Source organism: Paenibacillus sp. JT31N11, from assembly GCF_056269285.1.
The window spans coordinates 63,479-76,812 of sequence record NZ_JBWDNQ010000005.1 but is presented as its reverse complement, the minus strand read 5'-3'; the positions used below and the strand labels follow the sequence as shown (position 1 = coordinate 76,812).

Here is a 13,334-nt window from a genome sequence, read left to right as displayed (position 1 = left end):
CTATTTTAGTTTACAAATAATTAATCCTAGTTTAATAGCCGCCTCTTCGATCGTCAATTCATATGAAATTGAAAGCTTCTGCCTCCTCCCCTCCAATCCAGAGTGTCAAGCCCGCTTCCGTATGCGCGAGCACGCCATTGGTTTTATTCATTGTATCACTATGATTTCAATATAGTTGTCTTCCAGCTGGATAAGAGGCTTTGCTCTTGTATACTATTTCATTATTATGAAAGCAAATCCTCTATCCGGTTCGAAAAACTGTCCACTTTAACAATGTTTGTGGAGGATTCTCTTCGAATCCATTCTTCAAAATCACACAGGAGCGTCCCGATTCCGTCTAACCGCTTATCCCACGCTCGCTTCTCTGCATTCGATCCATCCTACCGGACCGCATCCGGTGAACAAACCAAAAACCCGGCCAATCTCCTCTACAGGAGACGACCGGGATGCTATATATGCAGGAATATCCGCAAACGCGTGGACGCTGCTCAACCTTTATTCGCTTAACGCTTCATCGAACTCGAGCCGGATTACCAACACCTCATCGGACAACTCATTGACAGGAACGTTCCGAATCCGCAAATACGGCTTTTCCCTCCAGTACCACGGCGTGAAATCGACGCTGGTCTCAAGCTCCCGGCCGTCGTTGAGCAGAACCGCCCGCTTCGGCACAACATCCCACGGCTTCAGCACAACCGCCGTCGTCTGCATGTCGCGGTACAGATGAATATACAGCGTGTGGCCCCGCTTCGTCGCCAGTACATGATCCCGCTCGATCCGGTGGCCGGCCGAGGTGACGATCTCATCCTTGTACACCAGCGAGGATGCCGGAAAAGTCCCGTCGAACGCCTCCTTGATCCGGTTGTACCAGCCGCCGATTTCCTTCAGCGCCGCGACGCTTTCCGCCGGAAATGTGCCATCGGCCTTCGGCCCGACGTTCAGCATATAGTTGCCGCCCATAGCCAGCACTTTGTCCACGCTCTGCATGACATATTTGTAGCGGTAGTAGTCCTCATTCTCCCGGTAGCCCCAGCTTTCCCGTCCAAGCGACTGAACCGCCTCCGCCGGCTTGTCGAACTCGTTGCCTTCAGGAACGACCCGCTCCGGCGTGTTGTAATCGCCCGGTCCCGGTCCGCGTTCATTGATGAGAATGCCCGGCTGCAGCTCGCGGATCATCTCGTTCAGGCTCGGATCGTGGTGCTCAGCCACGTTGACATCCCAGAAGAATTGATAGATTTTCCCGTACCTCGTGCACAGCTCCTCGACCTGCTTGCGGACGAAATCATAATACTTGCGGATGTCGTGGTCGTCCCCCGCGCGGGCTCCGAACATCTCATGATGCCGGCCCAGGTTGGGGTAATTCGGATGGTGCCAGTCGGGACAAGAGTAATAGAGACTAAGCGGAAAATTCCGCCGCGTGCACGCTTCGGCCAGCATTCCCAATATATCTTTGCCGTACGGGCTGTTCATAATATTGTAGTCCGTATATTTCGTATCCCACAAACAGAAGCCGTCATGATGCTTCGTCGTGATGCACATATACTGCATGCCGGCCGCCTGCGCCATATCGATCCAGGCATCCGGATCAAACTCCGTCGGATTAAACTGATGAATGAGCTGCTCGTATTCCTTGCGCGTCATCATCCCTTTGCCGCGCCATAAAATCTGTTCGTGCCACGCGGGAATCGCGTACAACCCCCAATGAATAAACATCCCGAACCGCCGCTCAAAAAATACATCCCTGTCATCGCCAAACCGCTTCATATCTTAGTCCTCCCTCTCCATCTAAAAAGTCCGGTGAGAAAATCCGGCCGCTCATGCGCAAACGTCTTCCGATACATACTCGCAAGCGCTGCAAGCATGTCTACCGCCGCTTGTCACTTGTCGCGATCGCTGTTGCCTCCGCCGGATAATCGCCAGGCTGGAAACTTGCTGTGCAGGCCAAATGACGGCGGAGCCCTTCCTTCATTGTTCTGTCAGCTCCCTAGCTCCACCAGCACGCTTTCCCAGATAGTCAGCTCGTCCAGTACAACGGTCAATTGGCCGTCCTCCAGCGTGTACGGCGCCGGCTTCTCCGAAATAAGCAGCCGTACGCCTTGCAGCCGTTCGACCTCGGCCGCCTGCAGACGCATGACAAGCTGTACGCCGCGCAGCGGCACATTTACCGCCAAGGGCCTGCGCCCCGTTCCGTTGACCAGATTGACGAGGTACTGCCCCTCTTTGCGGAACGCCGCAACCTGCAGCCCCGGATAGGAGCTGACGCGAATCCATCTGTCCCCGCCAAGCAGCATGTCCATCAGATTAGCCAGAAGAATATAATGATCGGGCAGCTTATATTGGCTGATCAACCCGCTCAAGGAGAAAGGCAGATAGACCGCCTTGCCTTGTCCATAAGCGGAGACGCAGACCAGCGGCAGATCGGTGCGGCCGACCGCTATCGACGCCCTCTCCGGCGGCGAGCCTACGCTCTCCATCGGCGAGAACGGCGGCACCAGCGTCGCCAGCACCTCCGTATCCGGCAAAGGCGTGCAGTAGACGACCCGTCCGCAGTGCGGGATAAGCTCCGTCTCCTCCAGCTGCCGCTGCAGCGGATTGTCCGCACCCTCGAACCGGAGATACGAGGCGGTCAGCGATTCGCCCGAAGCGGCTGAGTCCCGCTCGATCCCGAGCAAATCGGACAGCTCCGGATAAGCTTCGTCGATCGCACCCTCGAAGACGAGCCTGCCTCCGTTGTCGACGTAAGCAAGCAGCTCCCGGACCAATCGCGGCGTCAGCGAGAAGCCGTCCGGTATAAGGAGTACCGAATAGGGTCTCAGCCGGTCCGCCGTCGTTTGTTCCTCCAGCAGCAGATCGAACGGAATTTGCGTATTCAGCAGTCCGTCCGCCCAGTCCTCGCTGGCGCTCTCCGATTCCCACATCAGCGCCACTTGGGAATGCGGCACAGCCTCGTGCAAATTAGCTTCGACTTTCGCGACCATGGCATTCATCTGCGTAACGGCAGACAAAATCCGTTTGTCCGTGATGGTATCCGGAATCCCGGTCAACGAGTGCCAGATTTGGCCGCCGTGCGCGGGAACCTGGCTCATCCAGAACAAATACTCCGCGGCCGGCAGTCCCGTATGCCGCCAATCCATACCCGGACTGGAGTGCACGATCCCGTATGCCGCGGGCTTGTCGGTAAGCGTCCGGCCAATCTTGACGTTGGCCGCCGGAACCCAGAATTCGGGAGCTTCCTTATGGCCACGAGACAGGATGTTTTGCGCCTCCGTGCACATGATATCGCTTGTCGCGGCGCGCGCATGCAGATCATCCTTGTAGAAATAGTACAGAATCATCGGCAGATCGGGTGCTTTCTCTTTGACGAAGCTGTAGATGAGGCTCATGTTGTCCTTCAGGCTTGCGGAAGCCCAGTCGGGATCGAACTGCTCCGAGGACCCGGGCAGGTCGCGGCCATAGCGATCCCGGTACTTGCGGCGGCAGAAATCGCAGTAACATTCCAGATACTGCGGCGCGTTGAAGAAAATGCCGTCGATCTTGTAATTGGAAAGCACCTCATCCAGCACCGGAATGGCGACGCTTTCATTTCGATAAGGCGTATTGATGCAGGTGGACATGAGCAGGGACCACGGTCCCGGCCGCAGGCTGCCCGAGATATGAGGCTCACCGTTGCGGTTTCTCACAAACCACTGGGGTCTGCGCTGATAAATGCCGTCGTCCGCCTTGCTGAAGTCGAAGCGCGCAATGAAGCGGATGCCCTCGCTGTGGCAGGCTTCGATGACTTCCGCCAGCAAATCGCGATCCGGGGGCAAAAATTCGTTCTGATAATGAAAAGGCACCTGCGTACGATACCATGCGTAAATTCCGCCAACGTTAAAGACAAGCGCGGTCGCTCCCAGCTCCTTCATCTGCCTGGCAAGCCTCCGCGGTTCGATCATCGCCGTATCGCGAACCTGCAAATTCGTCTGAATGACGCGAGTCGGCTGTTTCCACCAAAGTTGGGTCATCGCTTTCTCTCCCATTTCATGAATTTAGACTGATTTGATTATATACCAGCCTCACCCCCCGCAGGGTAGGAGACATCTCCTGAGAAAAGGGGAAAATGGGAGCGAAAACCGCATAGTTGGGCGATGCGGAGACGAGTCAGCGGTCAAATGACCACGACGGGGATATTTTATGTCCACTTTATACATAAGGGACAACAACAAACGGAGCCATTAAATTTAAGTCGCGTCCTTATCACTATTTGTGAATGGTTCAGCTTACTTCCTATTCCATCCACTCTTCGGCGCTGTCAAACTCCCCCAACAAACTAAAGAGCTTCTCCAGCTATACGAAGCGGAGAAGCTCTTCTGTAATATTAACATTCAAGAACCTGAGCATCCGTATACGCCGGGTCCTTTGTGTCTTTCCTACCCTCTTCCTACGACTCAACTGCCCTTGATTGTTTCAGTGTGACTCCGGTTTCTTCTTCATCGGCCTGTCCTACACGTTTAATGAAGAAGGAAAGCAGGAGACCGACTATTCCGATTCCAATAATAACAAGGTACGCATCATTAATACCCTGAATAGAGGCTTCCATCACCATATGCTCCTGTGTGCCTGCGCCGCCTGCAGCGGCCATATCCTGAAGATGAGTCTTGGTTCTTGTCGTCATAATCGTGACAAGCAGAGAAGTACCTATCCCGCCCGCCACCTGCTTGATGGTGTTGGAAATGGCCGTACCATGCGCATACAGTCTTTTAGGCAGCTGGTTGAGGCCCGCCGTTGTGATCGGCATCAGGAACATGGCCATCCCGAAGCGCCGTCCTGTGGACATGAGCACCAAATACGTATAACTGGTGGAATCGGTTAGATTAACGAAGCCGATTGTCGTCACAATGGTAATTGCCATTCCGATAATAGACAGCCACTTCGCTCCGAACCGGTCGAACAGCCTGCCTGTTACCGGCATCATAACGCCCATCAGAAGTGCGCCGGGGAGCATCAGCAGCCCGGACTCCAGAGCTGTATATCCACGCGCATTCTGCAAATACAGGGGAAGCAGCATCATATCTGCATACATGACCATCGTAACCGCAATATTAATGATAGTCGTCAAGGAGAACATGCTGTGCTTGAACGCCCTGAGATCAAGAAGCGGGCTCTTGGATACCAGCTGCCGCCAGGTGAACACAATCAAGGAAACAACACCGACAGCCAGAGATACGATCACCTCTGCGCTGGACCAACCCTTGCTTCCAGCACTGCTGAAGCCGTATAGAAGTGCGCCAAACCCGATTGTCGAGAGGATGACACCGCCAATGTCGAGTTTGGGATAGCTTCGTTCAGCAACATTTTTCAGATAAATAAAGGCGACAATAATAACAATAACGGCAAACGGAGTCATTCCATAAAACATCGTGCGCCAGGAATAATTCTCCATGATATAACCGGCAATAGTAGGCCCGATAGCAGGGGCAAAAATAATGGCGAACCCGACCATTCCCATGGCGGCTCCCCGCTTGTCAGCCGGGAAAACGGTCAGGATGACCGTCATCAGCAGCGGCATGATAATACCGGCGCCAGCGGCTTGAATCAGGCGTCCGGCGAGCAAAACGTCGAAATTGGGGGCAACGGCCGAAACAATCGTTCCTCCAAGAAAAATAATCATGGCTGACTGGAACAGCTCACGGGTCGTAAACCGCTGCATCAGAAATGCCGTAATCGGAATAAGCACCCCGTTAACCAGCATATAGCCGGTTGTCAGCCATTGAGCCGTAGACGCCGCAATGTCAAAGTCGACCATCAGCTCCGGCAGCGCGACACTCATAATGGTCTGATTCAAAACGGCGATGAACGCCCCCAGAATCATGACAAACAATAGCGGGCCTTTCTTAATGGAAGAACTGTCAAAGGCTAAATCTTTACTCATCCTGCTCAATCCCTTCAAATTCATCGTGAAACTAATAAACACTTTGTTGTATACTATACGTAATGTAGAAAATTATAATCATCTCTCTTCCATTTCACAAGCAACACATTTTTGAAAAATGTATATTAGTTTACATTCGAACGGGATCTGTCGTCCAGGAGAAAAATAATTTACAAAGTGTGCTGCAATTGTCGTTCAGAGCACTTATGGGAAAGGAACTTGAGAGCGCATGTCAACAAAAACACCGCGTACGGATCCGCGTGTTCTTCGCACACGCCAGTTGATCCAAGATGCATGCATTGATCTGCTTCAGGAGATGGAGCTTGAGAAAATAACCGTGAATCGTATTGCGGAACGGGCTACCATAAATCGTGTCACCTTTTATCTTCATTACCGGGACATTCCGGATATGCTGGAGAAGATGGCGGATGACATGATTAATAAGCTTCATTTTATCTTGAAGGATATTTCGCATCCGAACGATTCCAGAGGCATGGATTGGCCCAATCAAGGGCATCCTATCCTGGTCAAAATGCTTGAGCATATCGCAGAAAATTCAAATTTTTACAAGGTACTGCTCGCTTCAAAACGTATACCGGTATTCACCGAACGACTTTTGGAAGTGATTGTCGATGTGATCACCAACAATATTGAGAAGCGACACGCTTCCTTATCGGATTCAGCAGTGAGCGTTCCAAAAGATATCGCAATCTGGTACGGCTCCTCCGCCTTGATCGGTACAATTGTCTTCTGGCTCCGCAATGATATGCCCTATACGCCGCTGTTTCTCGCCAAGCAGTTTTCTCTCATTCGTATCCTGCAAAATACAGACCAGCCCATCAATCTGGAATGATTGCATAAAGAAAAGAGAGGCGCATGCTTTGTGCATGCGCCTCTCGCAGACGTACGTGGTAAAGTTTGAATTTATTTGGTTCAACTGAAGCTGCATAAGAAATGTTTCGTAATGCCGGGTAAAGGAAAAGTGACTGGCCACGATGCATTAAGAAGTTCGTGCAAGATTGTTTCTGACATCGATTCACCTTAGCCGGGATAGCCTAATCTTAGGGGAATCGATGGGAATAATATTAGGCCGCCGGGTAAATACTTAGCTAAATAAAGGTTTTAATCGGCTCGCCTGCCTGGCGGTAAATCTCCTCCACCAACCCGCTTGCAAGCGCTCCTGATTCTCCATCCACGAAAGGGAGCCGATCCTCCTCAATCGATAACAGGAAATCTGAGACCAGTCGTCTCATCAAAGTCTCGTTATCCGCCTTATCATGGGATGGCATAGGCACATCTGGCTGGCCCTCTTCGAGCTTGAATTGTATAATTCCCTCATAACTTGCGGTAATGGTTCCTTTCGTCCCCGCGATTACGATTCTCTCTTCACTTACCTCCACGCAGGCAGTGGAAGCTTCAATGAGGCCGACAGCACCATTCGTATAGGCGATGACCGCATACCCGTGGTCTTCCGTTTCAATCTCATGAAGGACCTGGAACCGCTTCGCCTGCAGCACTTCCCGGAAGCCGCCGCACAGCCAAAGAGCCAGATCGATAATATGGCTGCCCTGCTGCATAAACGGGCCCCCGCCGTCCATTTCCTTTGTCCCATGCCAGCCCTCATAATATGCCTTTGTCCGATAATGTCGGATCATCACATCAACCACTGTGATGCGGCCAAGAACACCGGAATTCATAAGCTGCTTGACCGCCTGAAAGTGCGTAGAGAATCTCCGCATATAGGAAACCGCTAGCTTCACTCCATTTTCCTTGCATTTGGCAATCATTGCTTGCTGGACTTCCGTTGAGATATGCAAGGGTTTCTCGCACAGACAATGCAGTCCTATTGCAGCTGCATCCGTGACCCCCTCATCATGAAGGGAATTAGGCGTGCAAATAATGGCCGCAGTGGCCTCCGCACGTCTGGCGACTTCCTGAAGCACAGTTCCATAAACGGGAATCCCGTGCTTGTTTGCAAACCGTGATACATTGTCTATGCTGCGCCCGATTACGCCGCAAATAATGGCATTAGGAATAGCTGCAATAACCTTGATATAAGATTCACTGATGGCGCCATGACCGATAAGGACAATACGATGAATCATCGCTTTAGCGTACCCTCAAAATGCTGCTTCACAATTTCATAGGCAAGCTTGGGGCGCCGGTACACATCAACCACACCTTTAAGATTCTGAGTCATGACCCGCCACAGCGGTCCGTTCTTCTCCTCCGTCACGCGACAATCACAGAACTGCCAGATAAACATGCCGGAAATAAATTCTCTTTGCAGATAAGCCTGCAAATTTTCGCTGATAATATCGGCTTGCCGTTCTTCGGTTCCCTTGACACGGGAAGCCATGCGATACCCGTACATCGCATCGCCGCCAAATTCACTCATGATCATTGGTTTCCCCAATCCTCCAGCGCGATCAGCCCAGCCTCTTGCCTTGTCGCACAATTCTCCGGCATCCTCTGGTCCATACCAGCCTGGATACAGATTGAACGATACGATATCCGCCAAATCGAAGCACAACTCCCGTTCCCGGTGGTGGGACGCAAAAGTGAGCGGACGGCTGCTATCCATACGGCGCAGCTGTTCCAGCTGCCGCTTGTAGTGCACCCTTCCCTCTTCGGAATTGCTCGCACACTCATTGAGAATTGCCCAGATAATAATGGATGGATGATTCACATGCTGCTCTACCATTTCTCTGTTCACATCTTCACATTGCTGAATGAAATTCGGGTTGCGCATTTGCTCCAGGTTCAATCCCCGCGCATGGTTCTCCTCCCAAACATAGAAACCGCGCTCATCGCATAAATCCAGAAACAATTCGTCGTTCGGGTAGTGGCTTGTACGGACGCTGTTGCAGCCCATGTCGGCCATCAGGTCCAGATCATGCGACATCAGCGAAAGGGGGAACGAAGCACCGACATTCCCGTGGTCTTCATGACGATTAAAGCCCTTCAGAACAACATCCTCCCCGTTGACCTGTATCTTCCCGTTCAGAGTGGTCACCGTCCGAAAGCCCACTCTTTCAATCAAATCATCAAGAATGTTCTCTCCACCGTGATCGGCAAGCTGCACCTCAAGCTCATACAGAGCTGGCTGCTCATGACTCCAGTGCTGCGCAGCCGGAAACACAAAGGTTCCCGATATTCTCTGCTCTGACTCAGGCGGAATCACTGCAGTGCCAAAAGATATTGCGGTTCCGGCTGCATTCCCGGTAAGAGCAACCGCCTGCTCCTTGTCGGAAAGGTTCCTTGCATAAACGCTGATTTCAGCCTTCCATACACGGTCAACTTTAGCTGGAGTAAAGGCAATTCGTTCGATATATACCTCTCCGATTTCCTCTACGCCCACCGGTCGGATCAGACCTCCATAGGTATAATAATCATTATGCACGTGAAGGGACGAGCCTTCATGAAAGCCATTATCAACTTCCACCTTCAGCTCATGCTCACCGGGTTCAACATCCTTCACAATAGCGGTGAAGGCTGTATAAGCATTATAGTGATGAGCGATCTGCACACCGTCAAAAAAAACATCGGCTGTGTGGCTGACCCCCTTGAATATAAAGCGAAGTGTCGTTCTCTCCGTTGTTCGGACGGTTCTGGTGTATACGCCCTTTCCGCGATAATTGACCAGTTCCGGATTCGTTTCCCAGCAGCCGGGAACAGGCAGCCGGTACTTGCGGCTTACGTCCTCTGTCCCGTCTTCCAACAGGACGGTGAAAGCCCATGTACCCGCCAGCGACTTGGTTTTCCTGATCCGGTTGGTCTCAAATAATCTCATCATGTACTACCCCTCCAGTTATGTGAATATACAGCGACTATCTACTCCTTGATGGCTCCAACCATAACCCCTTTGACAAAGTACTTCTGCAGGAAAGGGTATAAGAACAAAATAGGTACGGTCGCAATAATGATTGTAGCGTATTTGATCGTTTCGCCGACAGCCATCTGGTCGGACGTGCCCACACCCACCGACATTGAGTTCGTATCATTGCTAATCAGTATTTCCCGCAAAATAACCTGCAGCGGGTACAACTCCCTGCTTTGCAGAAAAATAGTGGCGTAGAACCAGGAGTTCCAATGGGACACGCCATAGAACAATATCATCACAGCCACAACCGGCATCGATAATGGAAGCACCACCCGAAGGAGGATTGTCCAATCCCCCGCTCCATCCATTCTTGCGGATTCCTCCAAGCTTTCCGGCACGGCCTGGAATGCGGTTCTCATAATAATCAAGTTAAACGCGCTTACAGCAGACGGCACAATAATAGCGAGCCGTGTATCGAGAAGATGCAGGTTTTGCATCAGCAAGTAGAGAGGAACCAGTCCTCCCTCAAAAAACATCGTAAATACAATCATGAACATCACGGGGTTTTTGAGCATCAGCTTCCTTCTCGACAGCGCATAAGCGCCAAGCGAGGTCATCACGATGTTAAGCAGTGTTCCTCCCACGACATAAAACAGCGTATTGCCGAGTGCTGTCAGCATATTAGGGTTTTTGAAAACCATCTCATAGGCTTCAAAATGCAAACCATGAGGGTACAGCAGCAGGCCCCGATTCTGCACGACAAACTGCGGATCGCTAAGTGAAGAGAACAGCACGTATACAATAGGGTATAAGGTAATAAGGGACATCACGATCATAAGCACCGTGTTGCTCCCATCAAATAGTTTCTCACCAAAGGATCGTTTGATAAGCATAGCTGCCCCTCCTTACCATAACTTCGTTTCTCCCATCCGCTTGGCTGCCATATTGGCCGCTATGAGAAGGATGAAGCTGATGACTGCATTGAACAGTCCCACGGCAGCACTGTAACTGAAGTCGGCCTCAAGAATACCTTTTCGGTAAACATAGGTTTGAATAACATCAGACGTTTCATAGATCACAGGGTTATACATTAGAATGATTTTTTCGAAACCGACCGTCATAAATTTACCGATAAACAGAATGAGCATGATCGTTACTGTCGGCATAATACCGGGCAGCGTGACATGCCACATTTGCTTCAAACGACCAGCCCCGTCTATTCTCGCTGCCTCATACAAAGTGGGGTTCACGCTGCTGATTGCCGCCAAATAAACGATCGAGCTCCAGCCGATGTTCTGCCATATATCCGAAGAAATGTAAATCGTTCTGAACCAGCCGGGCGATCGCATGAACGCTATGGCATCGATGCCCAGATAGGCGGTGATACTATTGACAAGACCATCCCTCGCCAGAAAGTCAAAAAGCATCCCGACGATAACGACCAGTGAAATAAAATGCGGCATGTAGGAAATAGTCTGCACTGTTTTTCGTATTTTGCCGCTACGTAATTCGTTCAACAGGAGTGCAAAAAGAATGCCTGCCGGGAAGAAAAAGAGGAGACTGTATAAGCTCAACAGCAGTGTGTTGCGCAGGATTCTCCAAAAATATACGTTTCCAAAAAAAGATTCGAAGTGCTCAAATCCCACCCACGGGCTGCCTAGAAAGCCTTTGGCTGGCCGGAAATCCTTAAAGGCGATCTGCAGACCGTACATCGGTCCATAATGAAAGATCAGATAATAGACGACAACAGGGAGAAGCATCAAATAAACCGTGCGGTTCGTTGTCAGATCCCTGAACAGCCTGGATAAAAAAGAAGAAGTCATGACGATCCTCCTAACCTTTGTCATTCAAAAGATGGGGGCCGGACACCTTGATCCGGCCCCCATTCAATATTTAACGCTTTACGTATCGGTCAAGCGCAGCTTGTTCGATTTGGATGGCTTTCTCGATCCCGAAGTTTTTTAGATTATCCACATATTGCGGGAAATTGGCGAGCGGTTCTACGCCCATGATAAACTTGACAATCATTTCATCAGAGTAAGTATTGACGTCATTCATGATTGAGGCTAACTGACTGCTCTCATCCGAGGTTAGCGTCATTAGCGGCAGCTGCAGCTTGTTCCCCGCTTTTGACCATATATCCAGCGATTCAAGCTGCTCCGGATACTTCATCTGCTGCAGGAATGACTCTACATCCTGTTCAAAAGGCCCTCCGTAATGTGTTCTCATGAATTGCGCCTGTGCTTGCTTGAACGTCAGTTTCTCGGGATTGTTGGTGATCGTCTCCGTGTAGACGGGTTTGCCATCCACCATGTTATAGCTTTGACCTTCAATTCCGAAATTGAAAAGCATATGTCCTTGTTCACTGTAAGCCAAATCCAGCCATTTCACGATTTGCTCCGGGTTCTTGGCAGCAGATGTAATCGCGGCGGAATGTTCGCCCGGATAGGCGGGACTTATCATCCCTGCTGCCGAGAAATCGCCCTTCTTTAATGCAGGATGCGGAAGCGCGACCATTTTAAAATCGGGTACGCTGTCCTTCATCAGATCCGTGAACTTGCCAATCGTTCCGCTGGAGTAGCCATACAATAAACCCAATTGGTTCCCGGAGGTTTTGGCATCCTTCAGCTTACCGTCCACCGCTGCAAAATCCTTATCGATCAAGCCTTCTTCATACCAACGGCTCATCGTCTTGAGGAATTGCTCGAATTCCGGCTGCATCTCCCCGTAATACACCTTGCCATCCTTTTGGTAGAATTTATCCAGGATCCCCCATGCGCCAATCAAGGAGTTCAACAATTCATTGCGGACCGCCGGGACTTCCAGCAGAAACGGAACCTCATCCTTCTTGCCGTTCCCGTTCGGATCCTTGTCGCGGAATGCAGTCAGTACCTGCTCCCATTCATCAATCGTTGTTGGTGGCTGCATGCCTACCTTGTCCAGCCAGTCCTTGCGAATAACCGGACCATAAAAAACCTTCAATCTGTCATCGTCCCGGATGAATGGAAAAGCATAAATATCCCCTTTATCCGATTTGATCATGCCGGCTATATCCGGATGCATTTCCAGATATGCTTTGAAATTGGGCGCATATTGATCGATCAAATCATTTAACCGTAAAATGGTTCCGTCATCAATCGCATTTTGCGGACCCTTAGGAACGGTCAGCCAGTTGGTCTGGATGACATCCGGAAGATTCCTTGAGGCAATCATCAGGTTGAACTGCTCCTGAATTTGTGTGCCGGCACCGCTTGGATGCTTGAACTCCACCTTGGTTCCCGTCAACTTCTGCAATTCCTTGTAGGCTGCATTCTCATTGAAGTTCGTTATGGATACGGACGAATCTCCATCCAACTCCACCCAATACGAGAAAGAGGGCGGATAGCCGGTGTCGCCAGTTCCTCCTTTGTCTGCTGTCTGCCCGGCAGGCTTATTTGAAGCATCCGCCGCATCTGCTTCATTTTCTTTATTATTGGAGCCTGCTCCCGAGCACCCGGCTGCGAGGCTTACAAGGAGTACCATTGCCAGTACTCCAAGTGTTCCTTTCTTCCATCTTGGCTTTTTCAATGTATTAACCCTCCTCCATATGTGATGTTCAGA

General features: G+C 50.8%; 9 protein-coding genes. 1 reads left to right on the top strand and 8 read right to left on the bottom strand.

The window, feature by feature from the left end; all coding sequences use genetic code 11:
* Positions 1 to 495: 495 nt before the first annotated feature.
* From AC0YNV_RS18930 to AC0YNV_RS18920, 3 genes are all read right to left on the bottom strand, one after another.
* Positions 496 to 1,764, bottom strand: coding sequence for an alpha-L-fucosidase (locus tag AC0YNV_RS18930; RefSeq protein ID WP_475769420.1), 1,269 nt, complete (start codon positions 1,762 to 1,764; stop codon positions 496 to 498).
* 212 nt (positions 1,765 to 1,976) lie between these two features.
* Entirely contained in the window at positions 1,977 to 4,004 is a 2,028-nt protein-coding gene (locus tag AC0YNV_RS18925) for a hypothetical protein (RefSeq protein ID WP_475769419.1), read from the bottom strand.
* Positions 4,005 to 4,420: 416 nt separating this feature from the next.
* Entirely contained in the window at positions 4,421 to 5,911 is a 1,491-nt protein-coding gene (locus tag AC0YNV_RS18920) for a DHA2 family efflux MFS transporter permease subunit (protein ID WP_475769418.1), read from the bottom strand.
* A gap of 229 nt (positions 5,912 to 6,140) precedes the next feature.
* On the opposite strand from AC0YNV_RS18920, the gene AC0YNV_RS18915 reads away from it, so the two are divergent.
* Complete coding sequence (locus tag AC0YNV_RS18915; protein WP_475769417.1) at positions 6,141 to 6,764, top strand: TetR/AcrR family transcriptional regulator; 624 nt, start codon at positions 6,141 to 6,143, stop codon at positions 6,762 to 6,764.
* 256 nt (positions 6,765 to 7,020) lie between these two features.
* On the opposite strand, the gene AC0YNV_RS18910 is transcribed toward AC0YNV_RS18915, so the two are convergent.
* From AC0YNV_RS18910 to AC0YNV_RS18890, 5 genes are all read right to left on the bottom strand, one after another.
* Entirely contained in the window at positions 7,021 to 8,016 is a 996-nt protein-coding gene (locus AC0YNV_RS18910; protein WP_475769416.1) for a Gfo/Idh/MocA family protein, read from the bottom strand.
* Positions 8,013 to 9,707 (bottom strand): glycoside hydrolase family 2 protein, encoded by a 1,695-nt coding sequence (locus tag AC0YNV_RS18905; RefSeq protein WP_475769415.1) that lies wholly within the window; start codon positions 9,705 to 9,707, stop codon positions 8,013 to 8,015. Before AC0YNV_RS18905 ends, AC0YNV_RS18910 begins: the two co-directional genes overlap by 4 nt.
* 38 nt (positions 9,708 to 9,745) lie before the next feature.
* Positions 9,746 to 10,627, bottom strand: a complete 882-nt coding sequence (locus AC0YNV_RS18900; RefSeq protein WP_475769414.1) for a carbohydrate ABC transporter permease — start codon at positions 10,625 to 10,627, stop codon at positions 9,746 to 9,748.
* Between the two features lie 12 nt (positions 10,628 to 10,639).
* Positions 10,640 to 11,557, bottom strand: coding sequence for an ABC transporter permease (locus AC0YNV_RS18895; RefSeq protein WP_475769413.1), 918 nt, complete (start codon positions 11,555 to 11,557; stop codon positions 10,640 to 10,642).
* 70 nt (positions 11,558 to 11,627) lie between these two features.
* Complete coding sequence (locus AC0YNV_RS18890) at positions 11,628 to 13,301, bottom strand: extracellular solute-binding protein (protein WP_475769412.1); 1,674 nt, start codon at positions 13,299 to 13,301, stop codon at positions 11,628 to 11,630.
* Between the last annotated feature and the right edge of the window lie 33 nt (positions 13,302 to 13,334).

Bases quoted from the DNA above. Each gene is read 5' to 3' on its own strand.
- AC0YNV_RS18930 (WP_475769420.1), bottom strand. From the start codon at position 1,764: ATGAAGCGGTTTGGCGATGACAGGGATGTATTTTTTGAGCGGCGGTTC.
- AC0YNV_RS18915 (WP_475769417.1), top strand. From the start codon at position 6,141: ATGTCAACAAAAACACCGCGTACGGATCCGCGTGTTCTTCGCACACGC.
- AC0YNV_RS18925 (WP_475769419.1), bottom strand. From the start codon at position 4,004: ATGACCCAACTTTGGTGGAAACAGCCGACTCGCGTCATTCAGACGAAT.
- AC0YNV_RS18900 (WP_475769414.1), bottom strand. From the start codon at position 10,627: ATGCTTATCAAACGATCCTTTGGTGAGAAACTATTTGATGGGAGCAAC.
- AC0YNV_RS18920 (WP_475769418.1), bottom strand. From the start codon at position 5,911: ATGAGTAAAGATTTAGCCTTTGACAGTTCTTCCATTAAGAAAGGCCCG.
- AC0YNV_RS18905 (WP_475769415.1), bottom strand. From the start codon at position 9,707: ATGATGAGATTATTTGAGACCAACCGGATCAGGAAAACCAAGTCGCTG.
- AC0YNV_RS18910 (WP_475769416.1), bottom strand. From the start codon at position 8,016: ATGATTCATCGTATTGTCCTTATCGGTCATGGCGCCATCAGTGAATCT.
- AC0YNV_RS18895 (WP_475769413.1), bottom strand. From the start codon at position 11,557: ATGACTTCTTCTTTTTTATCCAGGCTGTTCAGGGATCTGACAACGAAC.